15 protein-coding genes are annotated in these 19,031 nt (G+C 66.6%); 9 read left to right on the top strand and 6 right to left on the bottom strand.

Annotated elements, in window-relative coordinates; translation table 11 throughout:
- Window positions 1-35: 35 nt before the first annotated feature.
- The 4 genes from VGK32_03425 to VGK32_03410 all read right to left on the bottom strand — a co-directional run bounded on the left by VGK32_03425 (window position 36) and on the right by VGK32_03410 (window position 5,984).
- Window positions 36-974, bottom strand: a complete 939-nt coding sequence (locus VGK32_03425; protein ID HEY3380791.1) for a hypothetical protein — start codon at window positions 972-974, stop codon at window positions 36-38.
- A 77-nt stretch (window positions 975-1,051) separates the two neighbouring features.
- On the bottom strand, window positions 1,052-4,210 hold the full coding sequence (locus VGK32_03420; protein ID HEY3380790.1) for a CHAT domain-containing tetratricopeptide repeat protein: 3,159 nt from the start codon (window positions 4,208-4,210) through the stop codon (window positions 1,052-1,054).
- A gap of 14 nt (window positions 4,211-4,224) precedes the next feature.
- Window positions 4,225-5,136 carry a zf-HC2 domain-containing protein gene (locus VGK32_03415; GenBank protein HEY3380789.1) on the bottom strand — a complete coding sequence of 304 codons (912 nt, stop codon included), beginning with the start codon at window positions 5,134-5,136 and terminating at the stop codon, window positions 4,225-4,227.
- Between the two features lie 44 nt (window positions 5,137-5,180).
- Entirely contained in the window at window positions 5,181-5,984 is an 804-nt protein-coding gene (locus VGK32_03410) for a sigma-70 family RNA polymerase sigma factor (protein HEY3380788.1), read from the bottom strand.
- A gap of 420 nt (window positions 5,985-6,404) precedes the next feature.
- Between VGK32_03410 and VGK32_03405 the strand changes: the two genes are divergently transcribed.
- Window positions 6,405-6,809 carry a hypothetical protein gene (locus VGK32_03405; GenBank protein ID HEY3380787.1) on the top strand — a complete coding sequence of 135 codons (405 nt, stop codon included), beginning with the start codon at window positions 6,405-6,407 and terminating at the stop codon, window positions 6,807-6,809.
- 39 nt (window positions 6,810-6,848) lie between these two features.
- On the opposite strand, the gene VGK32_03400 is transcribed toward VGK32_03405, so the two are convergent.
- On the bottom strand, window positions 6,849-7,418 hold the full coding sequence (locus tag VGK32_03400; protein ID HEY3380786.1) for a DNA-3-methyladenine glycosylase I: 570 nt from the start codon (window positions 7,416-7,418) through the stop codon (window positions 6,849-6,851).
- A 40-nt stretch (window positions 7,419-7,458) separates the two neighbouring features.
- Window positions 7,459-11,139, bottom strand: coding sequence for a methionine synthase (metH, locus tag VGK32_03395; protein HEY3380785.1), 3,681 nt, complete (start codon window positions 11,137-11,139; stop codon window positions 7,459-7,461).
- A 67-nt stretch (window positions 11,140-11,206) separates the two neighbouring features.
- Here metH and VGK32_03390 point away from each other — a divergent pair, with 67 nt between their 5' ends.
- From VGK32_03390 to cas7u, 8 genes are all read left to right on the top strand, one after another.
- The gene (locus VGK32_03390; protein HEY3380784.1) at window positions 11,207-11,692 is read left to right on the top strand and encodes an asparaginase domain-containing protein; all 486 of its coding nucleotides are present in this window, start codon (window positions 11,207-11,209) and stop codon (window positions 11,690-11,692) included.
- A gap of 161 nt (window positions 11,693-11,853) precedes the next feature.
- Window positions 11,854-12,363 carry a ferritin family protein gene (locus VGK32_03385; GenBank protein HEY3380783.1) on the top strand — a complete coding sequence of 170 codons (510 nt, stop codon included), beginning with the start codon at window positions 11,854-11,856 and terminating at the stop codon, window positions 12,361-12,363.
- 43 nt (window positions 12,364-12,406) lie between these two features.
- Complete coding sequence (locus VGK32_03380; protein ID HEY3380782.1) at window positions 12,407-12,589, top strand: hypothetical protein; 183 nt, start codon at window positions 12,407-12,409, stop codon at window positions 12,587-12,589.
- Window positions 12,586-12,819 (top strand): hypothetical protein, encoded by a 234-nt coding sequence (locus VGK32_03375; GenBank protein HEY3380781.1) that lies wholly within the window; start codon window positions 12,586-12,588, stop codon window positions 12,817-12,819. The genes VGK32_03380 and VGK32_03375 overlap by 4 nt, the downstream gene beginning before the upstream one ends.
- Window positions 12,820-12,994: 175 nt before the next feature.
- A complete protein-coding gene (locus VGK32_03370; GenBank protein HEY3380780.1) occupies window positions 12,995-13,138 on the top strand; it encodes a hypothetical protein in 144 nt (47 codons plus the stop codon).
- Window positions 13,139-13,437: 299 nt separating this feature from the next.
- Window positions 13,438-16,296: a type I-U CRISPR-associated helicase/endonuclease Cas3 gene (gene cas3u, locus VGK32_03365; protein HEY3380779.1), complete on the top strand. Its 2,859-nt coding sequence runs from the start codon at window positions 13,438-13,440 to the stop codon at window positions 16,294-16,296.
- Window positions 16,293-17,216, top strand: a complete 924-nt coding sequence (cas8c, locus tag VGK32_03360; protein HEY3380778.1) for a type I-U CRISPR-associated protein Cas8c — start codon at window positions 16,293-16,295, stop codon at window positions 17,214-17,216. Before cas3u ends, cas8c begins: the two co-directional genes overlap by 4 nt.
- Window positions 17,217-17,230: 14 nt before the next feature.
- Window positions 17,231-18,310, top strand: a complete 1,080-nt coding sequence (cas7u, locus tag VGK32_03355) for a type I-U CRISPR-associated RAMP protein Csb1/Cas7u (GenBank protein HEY3380777.1) — start codon at window positions 17,231-17,233, stop codon at window positions 18,308-18,310.
- The last annotated feature ends 721 nt before the right edge of the window (window positions 18,311-19,031 follow it).

Here is a 19,031-nt window from a genome sequence, read left to right as displayed (position 1 = left end):
ACACCGCCGACTCGCCTGTCCGGTCACCGGCCACGTCAGATCGAGTACAGCCTCCGTGTGCCGCAGTTCACCTTGCCGGGCGGCCTGTACCCGTACACGGCGGGCAACGAGCGACTGGTGGCCCAGCCACAGTCGCGGGGCTGTTGCTCCGCCGGAATCGTGTGCATCTGCGGTTCTATCACGCAGCCCACGGTCGAATCCACATCGCACAACTGGAGGGTCGCGTGCATGTGGGCCAGCTCCAGCGCATACGTGTCGAGCGCATACCCGACGTCGCCCTCCTTCTTCGATTCTGGATGGGGCTGCGACCACAACTGCAACTCGACCATCTCGACTTCGTTCCGGAACGACACTGGCCAGGTGCGACCGTCCCGGCCGAACTCCAGTTCAGCCGACGTCACCGTGTCGGATCGATAGTGCGTCGTGTCGGTGATCGGCTGGACGAGCCGGACATTGTTCCGGTCCAACCACTCCCACGTACGGTGCGTCGTGAACTGATCGGGCCACGATCCAACCTCGCCGTTCGAGAATCGGAACACCCCGACGTGGAGGCGGCGTGATTCCCACTGTGACGACAGTCGCGCGCCCACCGCAACGTCCTCGTAGTCGGGCAACATCTCGAATCCCGTCCAGCTGTCGCACTCCGTCGGATTCTCAGGGATACCTTCTTTGTCGTGCGGCCGTCTCCGCTCTCGCACCTTTCCGGCGAGCGAGCCGGGGAACCGGATGCGCACGTCCCATCCGTCGAGGGACACGTCCCAGTAGTTCCCGACGTCGGTGATGTGCCGTGGGTCGAGCGCCTGCAGTTGTTCCACGTCCTTCAGCACGCTCTCCGGGATCCGCACCCAGTAGTCGTGGGGCCAGCCCGGCACGGCCAACGCGCACGCAACGACCTCGTCGTGCTCGGGCAGGTCGCCCCGATTCGGACCCATGATGTAAGCGAAGAACCCCTTGGCCTTGATGTCGACGATCATCCTCAACCTCCTTGCTGGCGGCTGTCGCGCCGGAACCTTGGCGGGGCCACGGGTTTCCTGTCCAGGGCGTTCGCCTTTCAGCGAATGTCGCGTCCAACCACGATCGGAGCAGCCCAGTCGGCGATCGATGCATGCAGCGAGCGGTCGCGGAGGAGCGCCAGTTGGGCCTCCCGCAATGCCGCCGGTGCGTCGTGTCCGCGTGCCCACGATGCGTGAAACGCCTGGAACAACGGCGGCGACAGGCGATCGTCGATGTGCCACAGCGTGGCGACGACCGCCGGCACGCCCGCTCCGAGAAAGCCGCGAACCAGGCCGAGCACACCTTCGCCCTTGACCGCGGCGCCTCTGGCGGTTTCGCACGCGGCCAGCACGACGAGCCGGGTCCTGGGCAGCCGGACGCCCTCGAGCTCGTACACGAACAGCGCGCCGAGCGCGTCGCCAGGGGCTGGTGCCAGGACGAGGCGCGACAGCTCCGGCCTGTCGCGGTTGGCTACCGCGTGGCCGGCGAAGTGCACGACGCTGGCCGCTGGCACTGCCGCGAGGAAGCGATCGCGCGTGGCATCCGCACCGGACAGGAACACGTGGCGAGGGTATCTATCGCTGACGAGCTCAGCCTCGCGGGCCGACCCGGGCAGAGACGGGAGGTTCGCGTCCTCTGGTCTCCGCGCCGGATTGCCCACGACGAGCGCGGCAGCATCGCCGCCCGCCAGGAGCCTCGGCCCCGTGCCCGCACCGAGTGCGAACCGCAGTGATGGCGTCACCAGCACGGACGCTCGCTCGATGACGAATGCACCCGACACCCGATCGCGCAGGCTGCCGAACGGGATGTCGTGGAGCGGACCGTCGGGGACGACGACCAGCCGCGAGGCGTGCCGCAGTTGCGACCGCACCGGGCCGAGCAGCAGGTCGAAGAGTTGCGACGACAGCTCAACGCAGCGAGCGGCGTCATCACGATCCTGGATGGCATCGCGGTAGGCGCGCACCTTGCCGTCGATGTCCTCGAGGCTGTGTTCGATGCTGAAGTACTGCACGCCGGTCGTGTCCAGGGCCCAGAGGTACGTGCGGGCCGGCAGCGTCGCGTAGACCAGTGCCAGGGTGCCACGTGGAAGGCGCGAGCCGAGCGCCACGATCGGCGGTTCGGCTTGGCCTGATCGCGGCGCCACCCGTTCGCCGAGATTCACCCCGCGGCCCTGTTCCAGCAACTCGAGGGCGCCCGTTGGGTCGTGCTGCTGCTGCACCCGGAGTTCTGCCAACGCCGAGTACAGATCCCAGCGCGCCGAGTGGAGCTCGACGCGCTGGGCGTCCGATGTCGCCCGCCGGCGTTGCGTGGATGCGACGGTAATCCCCTGACGCCAGTCGACTTCTGCCTCGGCGACGCGGCCCGTGGCGGCCAACGCGCGACCGCGCGCAAGGAGAAGCCCGGGAAGGTCGAACTCGCTTCCATGCCTCCCGTAGAAATCGATCGCACGCGACAACGCCTCTGCCGATCGCGCGGGGGCAAGTGTCTTCAACACGTTCGCGCGTTCGATGTCGACCGTGGCGCCCACCAGGGCCACGAGATCGGGATCGGATGTCTGCGCCAGCGCCGTCTGCGCTTCGTCAATCGTCCGGAGCGCGTCATCGCGCCTGCCGAGCCGCGCGAGGTCGCCGGCTTCCTCGCTGAGCGTCTGGGCCAGCGACGCCGTTGCCCCGAGCAGGCGCATTTCACGGGCGCTCTCGCGGTTGAAGGCCACGGCGGCGCGAAGCAGTCCCGACGACGACGCGAGCCGAGCCGAGTCGGACAGGAAGGGCTGGCGCTTGTACCGTCGGGCCGCAGGTAGTAGGGCGAGGGTCTGGATCTGGTGTTCCCAGCCCTTCGCCGGCTCGCCGAGCAGTCGGTAGTAGTCGCCGAGCAGCGTGTGCACCGCGCCCTGGCTCTCGCGATCGCGACAACGCTCGAAGCCCTCGAGCGCTGGTCGGTAGTATTCGAGGGCGACGGCGAACTGCCCCTGCTCGTTGTACAGAAGGCCGATCAGCCAATTCAGGCGTGACGCCAGGGCGACGTACCCACGACGACGAGCATCGGCCAGCACGGGAACGGCCCGCGCTCGCGCGGCATTGAAGCGACCGGCGTAGTACTCGCGCAACGACTCGTGTACCGCCACCCAGCCGGCTTCGGGATGTCCCGCGGCGGCGAGCCCGGGTCCCGCCGCTTCAAATGCGCGATACGCCTCGGTCGTCCGCTCCGCGTCCCATGCGTCCCGCCCGTCGGCATAGGCCTTGTAAGCCGCCGCCGTCCTACGGCAGTTGGGCGACGCGACGAGGCAAGCCGTGCGCAACAGGCGCACGGATTCGGCCGGCTGCGCGTCGGTCGTGAGGGCTGAGAGCGGCGTGGCGATCGCAACGGCCTTGCGCATCCATCGCTGCTGATCGTCATCGCGTCCGGCGAGCACCGCGCCGGCCCACTGCGTGAGGACGACGCGTTCGAGCACCTCGCGCACGATATCGGGTTCGCGTTGAAGTGCTCCGTCGGACAGCGCCTCGGCGGACGCCAGTTGGTTGCCGAGCGCGGTGACTCGATCTTCGCGTAGCGGAGCGCGAACCACCGTTGCCCGGTCACCGGCCTCGCGCTGCCACTCGCGGTCGTGCTCGAGCCGCGCGGCCGTCAGCCAGGCCCCGCGTGCCGGCTCGCGCAAGTTGAGCACCTCCATCGTGAGCGCGGCGTTGAACCATGCTTCGGGCAGGAGTTCGTCGCCCTCGATGGCGCGCAGTGCAGTGTCGAGGGCCCGGACCGTGTCCTCCGCCGATGAGCGCGCACGGCTTCGGGCCAGGTACGCCGCGGAGAGGTCGCTCAGCGCGTGGGACGTCGGGCGGGTGAGCACGGCGCGTTCGAGCAGCGTCACCGCACCGTTCGCGTCGCCGACCAGGAGGCGAGCCACACCAGCCTGGGCTTGGTGTTCCGGGCTCGGGTCGTCGATGAAGCGCTTCTCGACCGTGGCTCCGGCGATGCGCAGGTCCACGGCGACGTCGGCCTCGCGAACGGGTGACGGGCCACGTGTCGAACGCCACGGAACGTGCCGGAGACCGCCGGTCAATCGCCCTTCAACGGGACGCGTGGAGCCGACGGCAACCAGGAGCTGTGCGTACGGCTCGGAAGTCGATCGCGTTCCCGTGGCGCGGGACCACCAGACACCGGTGACGCCCAGCAGGAGAACCGACCCGCCGACGAGAAGTCCGATCGAGGTACGTCGCGTCATGGGCACCGCGGCGATCAATGACGCCGCGCCTCGGCGGCCCACGGCGAGTGCGCGTCCACGGCCAGGTACGCCTTCCACGCGGCGCGAGCGTCGGATGATCGCCCGAGGGCCTCGAGCGCCAGCGCGCGGTTGAACAGCGCCTCGGGCAGCGACGGCCGCAGCGCCAGCGCGCGGTCGGCCGCGTCGAGCGCGCGATCGAGGTTGGTGGGGGAGTCGTCGTGCCGGGCTCGCACCAGGCGTGCCGCCGCCAGATCGCTCCACCACGCGGGGTTCGTGGCGGCGCGCGCGGCAGCATCTTCGAGCAGGCCGATGGCCGAGTCCAGGTGTCCGAGGATCAGCTCCGACGCGGCAAAGGCCGCCTGAGCTTCGGACGAGCGATGCGTGCGCGCCGCAGCCTCCAGTTTCGCAGCGGCCAGGCGCACCTCGGCTGGGGCCGACGCCTCGCCCTCGCCCGACCGCAAAACGGGCTGCAGCGGCCCGAAGGCGAATCCGCCGGTCAGCCGCGCCTCGAATGGCCGGTGCGGCCCCACGGCGGCGACCAGTTCCGCACGCTCCGGGCGCGCCTCTGTGTTGCCTGAGGGCAGCCCTCGCCGCCAGGGTACGACGATGGCGACGATGAGCACCGCCGCCGCGGTCAACACGCCGAGGGTCGGCCAGAGCCACGGCCGCCGCACCGTGCCGGACATGGAGTCCACCGCTTCGGTACCCGATCGATCCGCCGCCCGCAGTTCCAGTTCGCGCTCGGCGATCACCGATTCCGCGACGACGGCACGGCAATCCTCACACGCCTCGATGTGGCTTTCCACCCGGCGCCGCTGTCGGCCGCTGACTCGGCCGTCCATCAACGCGGCCAGCGTCTCAGGGTCGGGGCACCCGCTGCGCCGGCCCCCGTCGTCGCCACCGGGCACAACGCGGCCGTTGCTCATGGCTCGATCCTCTCCAGTCATATAGACGGGCGCCCCTCTGCCTTTCACACCGCGGCCCTCGGCGCACGCGGAACCTCGACGGCCGGGCTGCCCAACCAGTCCGAGATCTCGTCTCTCCGTATGCCCTGCGATTCGAGACGTGTACGAAGAGCCCGGAGCAGTGCCTCGATGCGCCGGTAGAGCGGCTTCTGATCGACATCCAGCACGCGGGCGATTTCCGAGACGTGCAGGTTGTCCTCGAACCGAAGCTTGAGCACCAACCGGTCCTCTGGCGGAAGGGCGCCAATGGCTGCCGCCAGTGCGGCACCCGTGCGTGTGGCCGCGCAGGCGTACGCCGCGCGGAGCGCGTCGAACTCGGTTCGTTCCACCGGATTCGCGATCTCCGAGAGAGCCTCCTCGCCGACACGCTGCCGTTTCAGCCGGACGGGCAGCTTCGCGGCCAGGTCGCGCAGTTCCTGATCCGAGTGTCGGACCCCATGATTGGCGCGCAGCATCTCGCACGCCTCGTCGAGGCCGATGTCGTCACGGGAGGTCAGCCGCTCGAGCAGGACGGCGGTCGGGCCCAGGCGTTTCGCCTCGGCCGACGGCCGCCATCTGCCCCAGGTGGTGATGCGGAAGTCGAGGAACAGCCGCTGGATCACCACGGTGAGATAGGTCTGGAGGTTGCTGCGCCCCTCGAACTTGCGCAGCACCTCGTAGTCGTTCTCGACGAGCTTCAACCGAACGCTCGACGCGAAGTCCTCGGTTTCGGTGTAGCTCAGGTGGTGGCGACGACAGACGAAACCCACCACCCGGTCGACCATGTCCAGGTGCTGGAGGAGAAGCCGCTCGTTGCTCACCGGAACCACGCCGCTCCTTCGGGATAGGTCAGGACCATGTTGCTTGGGCTTCCGGATTATGCACGAAGCCCAGGTCCATTCAAAGCTCCACAGACCGCGCAGTGCAGGAAATATGCAGCCCTGCCGGGAATACTCCGATCCGTGGCCGTCTCTAATGAGGGGGCCCGCTGGGAACGCCCGGTCTCGGAGCGAGGCGGCGCAGCAGTTGTCATGTTGACACCCATATCGGACGGCATCTCGCCTCGAGCGAGCCGGACACCAGACCGCACCCGGTGCGTCGCACCCGACACCGAGCGCGCCTGTGCGGGATGCCCGCTCGACACCGGGGCCGATCGGGCTCCAGACCGTGCGTTCGCGAGCAGGTCCCCTTCGTCCATCGGCCCCCCTGCCGAGGCAGCCTTGCGCTCCTCGGACGCCGACGCCGCGCCAATGCAGCGGCCACTGAACGGCTGGAAGGACATCGCCGAGTATCTCGCCAAGTGCGTCCGGACGGTGCAGAGATGGGAGAAGGAATACGGATTGCCGGTGCGGCGTATCGGGCGTGCCGGCGGGGAAATCGTCTTCGCGTTTCCCGCAGAACTCGACGCCTGGCGGGCGGCCCAGTCGGCGCGGATGACCCCCGCGAAGGCTGACTCGGCGGGTCCCCGCGACCGGGGCGTCAATCGACGAGCCGGCGCGTCGCGCGCGGCCGAACGCTTCCCATGGCGACTGGGAACGTTGCTCGCCGCCCTGGCCGGGTTCGTCGTCCTCGCAGCCGGCGCGATGATTCCCGACTGGCGTGTCCTCGCGCACCCATTGTCTGAGCTGCTGAAGGCCCGTCGCTGGCCGCACTGATCGCGCGCCTGGGTCCCGGCCTCTCCGCCTGCCTGTCCGCTAGCCTCCGACCCGTCCGTGCCGATAGCAGCCCGTCAAGTGGTCGTTTACGAGGCCGACGGCCTGCATGTAGGCGTAGCAGATCGTGGAACCCACGAAGCGAAAGCCACGCTTCTGCAGGTCGCGGCTGAGGGCGTCCGATTCGAGCGTCTTCGCCGGCACCTCCTTCATCGTCCTCCACGCGTTCACCTTCTGCCGCCCGCCGATGAAGCCCCAGAGATACGCGTCGAAGCTGCCGAACTCGCGTTGCACCTCGAGGAACGCCCGGGCATTGTCGATGGCCGCCCCGATCTTCAGCCGGTTGCGAACGATGCCGGCGTCCGCCAGCAGCGTGGCGACCTTGCGCTCGCCATAGCGCGACACCTTCAGCGGATCGAAGCCGTCGAAGACCTGCCGGTAGCGGTCGCGCTTGCGGAGAATCGTGATCCAGGAGAGACCGGCCTGTGCGCCCTCGAGGATCAGCATCTCGAACAGATGCCGGTCGTCGTGGCATGGGACGCCCCATTCCTCGTCGTGGTAGGCCAGATAGAGCGGGTCGGTCGGCCAGGGACAGCGGGGTGTGGTCGGCATGGGCTCTCGGCTGTTGGGCCCGGCTCCGGGCGGTTCCGTGTCAGTACGCGAGGTGCTGGGCGAGCCAGCGCTCGGCCTCGGTCGTCTCCATGTTCTTCCGGCGCGCGTACTCCTCGACCTGATCCCGCCCCACGCGGCCGACGCTGAAGTATTTCGACAGCGGGTGACTGAAGTACAGCCCGCTCACGCTGGCGGCGGGCGACATTGCAAACGTCTCCGTCAGACTGATGCCGATCGGCAAGGCGTCGAGCAGGGCGAACAGCCGCTGCTTCTCGCTGTGGTCCGGACACGCCGGATAGCCGATTGCCGGACGGATGCCGCGGTACCTCTCGGCACGGAGATCGTCGGGAGCGAAACGCTCCCCGCGTCCGTAGCCCCAGTCCCGTCGCGCGTGAGCGTGCAGCCACTCCGCGAACGCCTCGGCGAGTCGATCCGCGAGGGCCTTCACCATGATGGCGCGGTAGTCGTCGTGATCGGCCTGGTAGCGCGCAACGAGCGCGTCGGCGCCAAGTCCCGCCGTCAGCGCGAATGCACCAAGGTAGTCCGCGAGGCCGCTCGGCCGCGGGGCGATGAAGTCGGCGAGCGACCGGTTCGGGCCTCGATCGGGGACCTCCTCCTGCTGGCGGAGCATGGGGAACCGCGTCAGCTCGGTGTGGCGTTCCTCGTCCGCAAAGACGAGGATGTCGTCGCCCTCGCTCGCGGCCGGCCAGAAACCGTAGACGGCCCGGGCCGTCAGCAGGCGGCCGCTGACGATCTCGTCCAGCAGCTTCCGTCCGTCCTCGTAGAGCTCGCGCGCGGCCTGGCCGTGCTCGGGATGATCGAGCACCGCCGGGAACCGTCCCTTGACCTGCCACGCGGCGAAGAAGAACGTCCAGTCGATGAACGGCACCAGCTCGGCGAGCGGCTGATCCTCGATCGCGCGCCGGCCGATGAACGACGGCACCGCCGGCGGATCGACCGTCCAGTCGATCTTCTGGTGATTCGCCCTCGCGGCCGCCAACGGGATGGTGCGATGCGCACGTGGCGCGCCGTACCTGGCCCGGAGCGCCTCCTGCTCGGCCCGATTGGCGTCCTCGAACGCCGGGCGCCGGGCCGGGTTCAGCAGGCTCGCGACGACGTCGGTGACGCGCGATGCATCCGGCACGTAGGTGGTCGGGCCGCCGTACTCGGGAGCGATCTTCACCGCCGTATGCTGCCGGCTCGTTGTCGCGCCGCCGATGATCAGCGGCAGCGTGAGCCCGCGCCGCTCCATCTCACGAGCCACGAACGCCATCTCGTCGAGCGAGGGCGTGATGAGGCCGCTCAGGCCGACGATATCCACCTGCTCGTCCTCGGCAACCTGGAGGATGCGGGAGGCCGGGACCATGACGCCCAGGTCGATGACGTGGTAGTTGTTGCACCCGAGGACGACGCCGACGATGTTCTTGCCGATGTCGTGCACGTCACCCTTCACCGTGGCGAGCAGCACGCGGCCCTGTGCCCGCTGTCCGCCCGATGCCTTGTCGGCCTCGAGGTAGGGCGTCAGGTAGGAAACCGCCTTCTTCATCGCGCGGGCGCTCTTGACCACCTGTGGGAGGAACATCCTGCCGGAGCCGAAGAGGTCGCCCACGGCCTTCATGCCGTCCATGAGCGGCCCCTCGATGACCTCGAGCGGCCGCGCGAACTTCAGGCGCGCTTCCTCGACGTCCTGCTCGATGAAATCGAGGACGCCGTGCACCAGCGCGTGCGAGAGCCGCGCCTCGACCGGGGCCGCCCGCCAGGCGGCGTCGGCTTCCTTCTTCTTCGTCTCGCCGCCGACCGTCGACGCGAACTGCACGAGCCGCTCGGTCGCATCGGGGCGGCGGTCGAAGAGGAGATCTTCCACCCGCTCGAGCAGCTCGGGTGGAATGTCCTCGTAGACGACGAGCTGTCCGGCATTGACGATGCCCATGTCGAGGCCGGCGCGGATGGCGTGGTAGAGGAACGCGGAGTGGATCGCCTCGCGCACCGTGTCGTTGCCGCGGAACGAGAACGACAGGTTGCTGACGCCGCCGCTGATCTTGGCGCCGGGGCACGCCGTCTTCAGCGCGCGGGTCGCCTCGATGAACGCCATCGCGTAGCGGTTGTGCTCCTCGATGCCCGTGCCGATGGCGAGGATCGCCGGGTCGAAGACGATGTCGAGCGGATCGAAGCCGGCCCGCTCCACGAGCAGACGGTGGGCGCGCAGCAGCACGGCGGTCTTGCGCTCGGCCGTGTCGGCCTGGCCCTGCTCGTCGAACGCCATCACGACGACTGCCGCGCCATAGCGGCGGATCAGGGCCGCCCGGCGCAGGAATTCCCCTTCGCCCTCCTTGAGGCTGATCGAGTTGACGATCGGCTTGCCCTGCACGCACTTCAGCCCGGCCTCGATGACCGACCACTTCGAGCTATCGATCATCACCGGCAGGCGGGCGATCTCCGGTTCGGTCGCGATAAGGTTCAGGAACCGCGTCATGGCCTGCTCGGAGTCGAGCATCCCCTCGTCCATGTTGACGTCGAGGACGTTCGCGCCGCCGCGCACCTGTTCGAGGGCCACGTCGGCGGCCTGCGCGTAGTCACCGGTCTTGATCAGGCGCCTGAACCTGGCCGACCCGGTCACGTTCGTCCGCTCGCCGATCATCTGGAAGTTGCTGTCGGGGCGGACCGTGAGCGTCTCGAGACCCGCGAACTGGGTGAAGCGCGGGTGCAGGGACGCCTCGGGCCGTCTGCGCGGCGCCAGGCCGTCCACCGCGTGCGTCATGGCGCGGATGTGCGCCGGGGTCGTTCCGCAGCAGCCGCCGACGATGTTGACCAGTCCCGCCTCGGCGAAGTCGCGGATGAGCGCCGCCGTCTCGCCGGCCTGCTCGTCGTACTGGCCGAACGCGTTCGGCAAGCCGGCATTCGGGTAGCAGCTGATGCAGGTGTCCGCGATGCGCGACAGTTCCACGAGGTAGGGACGCATCTCGCTGGCGCCGAGCGCGCAGTTGATGCCGACGGCCAACGGGCGCGCGTGCGCGACCGACACCCAGAAGGCGTCGATGGTCTGGCCGGACAGCGTGCGGCCGCTCTTGTCGGTGATCGTGGCCGAGAGGACGAGGGGCAACTCGACGCCAGCGGACGCGAACACCTCCTGCGCGGCCACGATGGCGGCCTTCGCGTTGAGCGTGTCGAAGATCGTCTCGATCAGGAGCAGGTCGCAGCCGCCCTCGACGAGGCCGTGGATCTGCTCGGCGTACGCGGCGCGCACGTCGTCGAACGTCACGGCGCGAAACGACGGGTCGTTGACGTCGGGCGAGAGCGAGAGCGTCTTGTTGGTCGGACCGATCGAGCCAGCGACGAACCGCGGACGACCGGGCGTGCGGGCGGTGCACGCATCGGCCGCCTCACGCGCGAGGCGGGCGGCAGCCACGTTGATGTCGTGGACGGCGGCTTCCAGGCCGTAGTCGGCCTGCGCGATCCGCGTCGCGTTGAACGTGCAGGTCTCGATGATGTCCGCGCCCGCGTCGAGGTACTCGTCGTGAATGCCCCGGATGACCTCCGGCCGCGTCAGCACGAGCAGGTCGTTGTCGCCCTTGAGATCGCGGGGATGCGAGGCGAACCGCGTGCCGCGGAAGTCCGGCTCTTCGAGCCCCCGGCGCTGCACCATCGTCCCCATCGCGCCGTCCAGCACGAGGATGCGGCGGACGAGCAGGTCGGCGAGCGCGGCGGAACGGGCAATCGTCATGGTTCGGCCCTGGAGAGCGGGACAATTTCAGCGGCGGATAGCCTGGGAATAATTGTACACTTCGAGCATGCCGATTCGCATGCTGATTACCGGGGGAACGTTCGACAAGGAGTACGACGAGATACACGCGCGGCTCGTGTTCAAGGAGTCGCACCTTTCCGAGATGCTCCGACTGGGCCGGTGCCGCCTCGACATCCACGTGCGCACGGTCATGATGGTCGACAGCCTCGACATCACCGACGCGGACCGCGACGTGATCGTCCAGAACTGCCGGCAGTGCGAGGAGACGAGGATCGTCATCACGCACGGCACCGACACGATGGTGGAGACGGCCGCGGTGCTGGCGAAGGCGGTGGAAGGGAAGACGGTGGTCCTGACGGGTGCCATGATCCCGTATGCGTTCGGCAGTTCCGACGGCATGTTCAATCTCGGATCGGCGCTGTCGTTCGTGCAGGTGCTGTCGCCCGGCGTCTACCTGGCGATGAACGGGCAGTGTTTCCGGTGGGACCAGGTGAGGAAGAACCGCGAGACGGGCGTGTTCGAGGCGCTCTGAGTGGCGGCGCAGAGCCCGAGGGGAGCCGGGAGGTCTTTGGACATCACCCGTCGGGCCGGTCCGTTGTTCGACACGGGGGGCCGGAGGGGCCGCGGAGCGGGACGGGTGCGACGTCGGCGACGGCGAGAGTGACGGCTGGATCTGACACGGAGGTATCGAGCGTGACGATCGAACAGGCCATCAAAACCGGAATCGAGTACGAGTTGGAAGTGCGGCACGTGTATTCGGAGGCCGCGAAGAAGTTCAAGGATCCGGTCGCGCGGAAGATCTTCACCGTGCTCGCCGATGAAGAGGACCGGCACGTGCAATATCTCGAGAGCCGGCTGGAGGAGTGGGAGCGCACCGGCGCGGTGACGGCCGCGGCGCTGGAGACGGCCATCCCGTCGCGCGAGGCGATTGACGGCGCCTTGAGCAAGCTGTCGAAGAAGATGGCCGAGCAGGACTACGGCGTCGAATTGCAGATGCTGAAGAAGGCGCTCGCGCTCGAGATCGACGCGACGACGTTCTTCAAGCAGATGGTGTCCGAACTCGAGAACGAGGCGCGGAAGTTGTTCGCGCGGTTCGTCGAGATCGAGGTCGGCCACGAGGCCATCGTGCAGGCGGAGATCGACGCGCTGACGGGTCTCGGCTTCTGGTTCGACTACACGGAGTTCAAGCTGGAAGGGGCGTAGGGCAGGTGGCCGCTGGCCTCCGTGCCTGCGAGTGCGCCTGGACGTGAGCAAACAACCCGATGTCCTGCGGTTCGTGGTCGCCCGGCTCGAGACAGCGCCCATCAGGTACATGCTCGTGGGCGCGATGGCGATGAGCTACTGTGCCCAGCCGCGGACGACGCGTGATATTGACCTCGTCGTCGATTTGGAGCCCGCCCAGACGGATACCCTCCACGCACTCTTGTGACCGATTTCGAGTTCGACTCCGACGCTGTGCGGCGAACCGTTGCCGCGCGGAGGGTGGTGAATGTCATCATCATCGACCTGCTCGTGAGGGTCGATTTCATCCCCGTCAAGGACGCCCCGTTCCAGCGCGCGGAGTTTTCGCGCAGGCGCCGCGTCGACCTCGGCGACTTCCTGGCGTGGATCATTTCTCCCGAGGAACTGGTTCTGTCGAAGCTCGCCTGGGCCCGCTAGGGCCGGTCCGAACTGGAGTTGCGCGAGGTACACATCCGCCTGAGCGCAGTCCCCGATCTCGATGACCGTATCTCGATCGCTGGGCAGCCCAGCTCGGCGTCGGGGACCCGCTGTCCGAGTCGCGGCGATGACCGACACCTCTCCGGCCATGGAGCCGTTGCATCGGCGGTAGCTGATGAGAGGTTCCGTCATCGAGCGCATGGCAATGCGGTGCGCGACGTTCGACGGCGCAAAGGTGTTGGCTGGTGCTTCGCTCGATACGCAGGGCGTGGAGATGGGCACGCCGGCGTGGCGCAGAGCCCTCCGCGAACGCATGTAAAGCGACGTACTGCCAGGCCAGCCTGTCGATCTGGTGTGACCGCCTCCCCGGCGCCATCCGCTCCAGGGCTTCACTCTCCTCTCCATGCCATTGGTGCCCCCGGATTATCTCACCCGCCGGCCGAGTTGTTACCCGCCCTGTCACATCTGGCGGGTAGCATCCCCATTTATGGACCCCTTGGGTCCTCGTGCCGGATTGATGCACCAGGGGTTTTACGTTGCGTCAGGACTCATGCGTGAGCTACAACGGAGCGCGGCAGAGAAGAAACTCCAATGTCCGATCCTGCTGGGAGGCCATCAATGAAGGCCGCCGACTCTGACCGATGGCTATGGAAGGCCCTTGGCCTCTCGGATGATGACAGCCCGTTTCCATGGCAGGTCGAACTGCTCCGACGATTCGAGAGTGGCTCGATCGAGCGAGCGCTGGATATCCCGACCGGCCTCGGGAAGACTGCGGTCATGCCGCTGTGGCTGGTCGCGCGGGCAATGGGCGCACGCCTGCCGCGACGCCTTGTCTATGTAGTCGATCGCCGCGCCGTTGTCGACCAGGCAACCGAGGTTGCGGTCAAACTGCGCGAACTCGTCGATGCCGATGCTGAACTGAAACGGGCTCTTGGCCTTGGCACGCGTTCTCTTCCAGTCTCCACGCTAAGGGGCCAATTTGTTGATAACAAGGAGTGGTTGGACGATCCCGCGTCGCCCGCGATCGTGGTGGGGACCGTCGATATGGTCGGATCGCGGCTCCTATTCGAGGGCTACGGCGTCAGCCGGAAGATGCGTCCCTTCCACGCAGGCCTCCTAGGAGTCGACTCTCTCATCGTATTGGACGAGGCGCATTTGGTGCCTCCGTTTGAGCGGCTCCTTGATGCAATCATGAGGTGTGAGCGCCAGCTGGGACCTCGCGGAGATTCCGAGCGGGCTGTGATTCGAGGATTGCGGCTGATGACGTTGTCGGCAACAGGTCGAGTAACAGGAGCTGGGGCGTTCGAACTCGGTTCTGAGGACCTCGCTCATCCCGTTGCGCAGAAACGTCTGTCTGCCCCAAAGCGGCTGACGTTGCACTGGGTGCCCGGAGGTGCCGATCTTGCTCAGGTTCTGGCAGAGCACGCCTGGGGGCTTACCGAAGAGGGCAGACTCCCAGTGCGCGTCGTGGTGTACAGCGACAGGCGGGACGTCGCCGAGTCCGCGTCTGCCGCCGTCCAGCAGCTTGCCGGCCGAGAATCTAGGTCCGGCAGCGCGCCCAAGGCTCTGGAATGCGAACTCTTCGTGGGTGGCCGTCGAGTGTTCGAACGACAGATAGCCGCGGCGCGGTTGAAGGCTCTGGGCTTTCTGGCCGGTCGGTCGAGCGCTTCGGTGGCTCCATCCTTCCTCTTCGCCACTTCTGCCGGAGAGGTCGGAGTCGATCTCGACGCCGACCACTTGGTCTGCGACGTGGTTGCGTGGGAACGGATGGTCCAGCGGTTTGGCCGAGTGAATCGGAGAGGAAACGGGAAGGCTGAGATCCACGTGTTGGTTACCTCGCCGTCGACGTCCGTTCTAAGGGCTGGCGGGGAATCCCAGGAAGCGCTCGGTTCCCAAGATCGCCTTGTCTTGGCCGATGCGGCCTTGAAGGATGCGACCCGATCCCTATTGGAGCGCTGCGGGGCTGGCCGAGGGAATTGTGACGTGAGCCCTGGTTCACTTCGCACACTAGCTCTGGAGGCGAGAGACAGCACTGAGCTGCGAACGCTGATTGAATGCGCGACAACGCCTGAGCCGCTTCATCCGCCTCTCTCCCGGCCTCTGGCTGACGCGTGGTCGATGACCTCATTGCAGGAGCACACGGGTCGCCCGAAGGTTGGTCCCTGGCTGAGAGGCTGGATCGACGAAGACCCACCGCAGACATCCGTGCTGTGGCGCAAGTTCCTACCGGTGCGCCAATTGGGAGAACGTTGGAGCGCCAGAGCTGTTGAGGACTTCTTTGAAGCCGCGGCGCCTCACGCCAGTGAGGTGCTTGAGATGGAGACGTCTCGTGTAAAGAAGTGGTTGGTTGCACGAGTCGCCGCACTTCCTGAAGCGCAACACGAGGCCCCGGCCGACGACCGTGGTGCGCATGGGGCAGTGAACGAGCTACTTTGGCATCCATCCGAAGACGATGTCGTCGGCATTGCCCTGTCAGCAGCGGGGGAATTGCGTGCCGCATTCCGAGTTCACGACTTGAAGCACTTAGCTGGGTCCGATCGCGGCCGTAGGGACCGCCAGCTCGACAAAGCCCTGGCCGGGGGGACCTTGGTCGTTGATGCCCGGCTTGGCGGACTCTTGGATGGGCTGCTCTGCGACGATGCCGGAGCACTACCGCGCACCGTTGACGACGGCGGAGTGTGGACACTGACTGAACTCGACTCGGCACGACAGCAGATCCTGCTGAATCCGGAGCCCCTCATCTCCTTTCGCGTCCGCTGTGTCGAGGCAAATGAGGAGCCGCTTCGTGAGCCGCAGTGGCGCGAGACTGTCCGACTCAGCCGAGCCGTTTCAGACGATGGCGACGCAGTCACTTGGCTTGTGGTTGAGAGGTGGAGGGGAGAAGGCGCGGTCGGAGACGCGAGAGCAGTGGGCCGCATGCAACGCCTACACGAGCATTCGGATTGGGTCCTGGAACGGATCGTCGCGCTGGCATCGCGCCTCGAGCTGCCCCACGAACTGATCCAGGCGTTGAGCGTGGCCGCCCGGTTGCACGATATCGGGAAGACGGCGTGGCGGTGGAAGCGGGCTTTTCGGGCGCCCCGAGACGGAATGGACTACGCGAAGACACCTGGGCCCGTGGACGTGGCGCTACTCGATGGCTATCGGCACGAGTTGGGCTCGGTACTCGCTGCCTCCGAGGATGCGGAACTGAAGCGTTTGCCGGCAGAACTGCAGGACACCGTCCTGCATCTCATCGCGGCGCACCACGGGTTTGCTCGGCCTGTGATTCCGGTCGGTGGATGCCAGGAGTTGCCTCCGTCGGTCGTCGAGGAACATGCGGCGGAGATCACGCTCCGTTTTGCCAGAATGCAGAAGCGGTGGGGCGTATGGGGACTGGCTTGGCTGGAGTCACTGCTGCGAGCCGCCGACCAACAAGCGTCGAGGGCCGCAGAGGTCGATGGCGGGATGACTGAACAGAAGGAAGGCGTTGCATGAGCGAAGCATCGATTCCTGTGGACCTGTTCAACCCCGGTCAGGTCTTTGCCTGCCTCGGATTCCTGGAGGCGGCTGACCTGCTGGTTGGTGATGCTGAGGGAGGATTCGACTGGAACGACCCCACCTGCGCCCGGTTCAAGATTCGTTCGCGTGGCAACGGCGATGCTGTCCAATTGGTCTTGGACTTCCTAGCTGGCTCGCACGTTCAGTCGCTCGCTCCGCCCGGGTCACTCCACAGGACGGAGAAGTGGAACGTGCACACGCAACTTCTGAAGGCCGGAGAGCCGTTCCCTTTCCTCGTTCCGTCGAGTCCCGCAACACTGCCTGCGGTTCTGACCTGTCCAGATTCCAAGCACACGGGTACCGTCGATCGCATTGTCATCGACTACTGGGGCGAGCAAACGGACAGGACGGGGCGCGACAACGCCAAGTTCTGGGGTGGCGCTGGCGGCTATCCGGGCGCGGCCCTGGCGCGGGATGCGATCGCGAACCTGAAGGCTCTCGACAGGTCGGCGCGCGCGGATCCCTTCAGTTTCGAGGCGCCGCAGAGCAGCAGTTTCCGACTCGACTGGCGGAGGGACTACATCCCGATCGATGCAGGTTTCTCGCTCAACAGCCATTCGAACACGATGACATCGGTTGGCTTTCCACTGGTAGAGATATTGGCTGCCATCGGACTCACACACGCTCGTCCGAAGAAGATCGACCGGTCGGAGTACGTGTATTCCGTTCTTGGGCATGGCGCATGCCCCGACCAGGCATTCCGTCACGGGTTGTTCGCCCCTGTTCTTGTCAGAGCCAGCCTTGGGGGAGCTCCGCTGGGTCTGCCCTGCCGGCGTTTCCGGATGTTTCTAGGCTCGCCTGGTGAGGAAGGCAAGGACCGATGCATCACAAGTGTCATCGAGGAGACGTTCTTATGACAAACACACGGTCGGTGAGCGACGCGGTCATCAACGGTTGGGCGGATTGCGATGCGGGACCGGTCGCTCTGTGTCTAATTCAGAAACTGCTGCCGATCGATGGACCGGGTGGAGTCATCTTCCCGCCCACGTACAAGGACATCGGCTACAACATCGACCAGATGTCCGACGGCACGAAGGTGGCCACAATCGACAGCGTTGGTTCGCAAGCGAACCGTCTCGAACCACTGTTCAAGAGGTCGTCAGGCGTGGCGCCTAGTGGCCACCGACTCGCCGAACTCGTTCCACAGGTCACGATCGTACTCGGCAATGGTCGCGAGGTGTCATTGTTCGACGCCGGGCATCGTCTGGGCGATGCGATTGTCCGATCCACGAGACTGAAAGAAGCCGCACGTGAAGCGTTTCTCGCGTTCCTCGAAAGAGGTGACGCGGGGCCGTTGGCCAAGCTCGCGCCCACCTCGCTGGTGTTTGGGGTCTGGGATTCGCGCGACACATCCGCAAAGCTGCCGAGGATCCTGCAGGCGGTTATCCGGGCATGGAACGTCGACGTTCTCACGAGATCGGCAGTGTACGCTCCGCCGGTTGACTATGCGGCTCTAGAGGTCTTCAGCGATGACGACAAAGCGAAGGCGGAGGGGGATACGAAAAGTCCGCTCGCGAAGCGGGGATTTGTGCACGTGCCGGCCGGCGAGTCGCCTGGGGGTATTGTCGCCCATGGTGACATCATCCGAACGGTGACTATCAACCTTGTCGCACTTCGGCGCTTGAACAGTTCGCGCGATGGGGACACCGTGCGGAGATATCTGCTCGGCCTTGCCCTTGTCGTCGCAACTGAGCCAGCCGACGGATTCCTGCGGCAGGGCTGCCTGCTAACTCTCGACCCGGCACATCCCGGTGCATGGCAAGCCGTCGGGCGTGATGGAGTTCGGGATACCGTCACCATATCGAGCGACGAGGCATGGTCGTACGCACTGGCGGCCGCGAAGGCATTTGGAATCGAGAGTCCTGAGACCGTTGCGTTCGACAAGGAGTTCGCCAAGGCAGACTTGGCCGACGGCGCCAAGAAGCGGGTCTCTCGGAAGCCAAGGCCGTGAGGTGCGACCATGCCCGGACACCTGATCTTGACGGTCCGTTTCTACGAGGGACGTTACCACGGCAATGGAGACTGGCCTCCTGCACCCGGGCGGCTCTTCCAGGCGTTGCTGGCGGGAGCCGCTATTGGGCCGCTGACCGAGTCGGCTCGCGAGTCACTTGCCTGGCTTGAACGGCTGCCAGCTCCGATTGTGGCTTGTCCCCATTCGTGGCCCGGGCAACTTGTGCGGGTATTCGTTCCTGACAACGACTGGGACACCGTGAGCGGCGATCACGCGCGGATTGAGGAGATCAGGTCCGAGAAATCGATCCGACCGAGGCTCTTTGATCCACTCATCCCGGTGCACTACATCTGGTCGTTGGCCGCCGAAGAACGTTCACGTGCTTCCGACGTGTGTGCGTTGGCGCTGGGGCTCTATCAGCTTGGGCGAGGCGTCGACATGGCCTGGGCGTGCGGCCAGATCATCGACGAGGCAGAACTGGAGAAGAAACTCGCCGTCCACGGCGGTCAGGTCCACCGGCCATCTCTGCGGGGCAACGGAACAGCCCTCCGTTGCCCACAGGTCGGGACGCTCGCGAGTCTCGAGGCGCGCCACGCCGCGGGCGCACGGCGGTTTCGGCTGAATCCCGTGGGCAAGACGTCGCACACGTTGTTCTCGCAGCCGCCGAAAGCGCGATTCTCTCAGGTTGCGTACAGCGGCCCTCTGTCTCGGAGGCTGTACG

The sequence above is a fragment of the Vicinamibacterales bacterium genome, from assembly GCA_036504215.1.
Lineage (GTDB): Bacteria > Acidobacteriota > Vicinamibacteria > Vicinamibacterales > Fen-181 > FEN-299.
This window is presented reverse-complemented; position numbering and strand designations above follow the sequence as displayed.

What these genes read in the sequence shown, in the direction of transcription:
- VGK32_03425 (HEY3380791.1), bottom strand. Translation starts at nt 974, where the DNA reads ATGATCGTCGACATCAAGGCCAAGGGGTTCTTCGCTTACATCATGGGT.
- VGK32_03420 (HEY3380790.1), bottom strand. Translation starts at nt 4,210, where the DNA reads ATGACGCGACGTACCTCGATCGGACTTCTCGTCGGCGGGTCGGTTCTC.
- VGK32_03415 (HEY3380789.1), bottom strand. Translation starts at nt 5,136, where the DNA reads ATGAGCAACGGCCGCGTTGTGCCCGGTGGCGACGACGGGGGCCGGCGC.
- VGK32_03405 (HEY3380787.1), top strand. Translation starts at nt 6,405, where the DNA reads ATGCAGCGGCCACTGAACGGCTGGAAGGACATCGCCGAGTATCTCGCC.
- VGK32_03400 (HEY3380786.1), bottom strand. Translation starts at nt 7,418, where the DNA reads ATGCCGACCACACCCCGCTGTCCCTGGCCGACCGACCCGCTCTATCTG.
- metH (HEY3380785.1), bottom strand. Translation starts at nt 11,139, where the DNA reads ATGACGATTGCCCGTTCCGCCGCGCTCGCCGACCTGCTCGTCCGCCGC.
- VGK32_03390 (HEY3380784.1), top strand. Translation starts at nt 11,207, where the DNA reads ATGCCGATTCGCATGCTGATTACCGGGGGAACGTTCGACAAGGAGTAC.
- VGK32_03370 (HEY3380780.1), top strand. Translation starts at nt 12,995, where the DNA reads ATGAGAGGTTCCGTCATCGAGCGCATGGCAATGCGGTGCGCGACGTTC.
- cas3u (HEY3380779.1), top strand. Translation starts at nt 13,438, where the DNA reads ATGAAGGCCGCCGACTCTGACCGATGGCTATGGAAGGCCCTTGGCCTC.
- cas8c (HEY3380778.1), top strand. Translation starts at nt 16,293, where the DNA reads ATGAGCGAAGCATCGATTCCTGTGGACCTGTTCAACCCCGGTCAGGTC.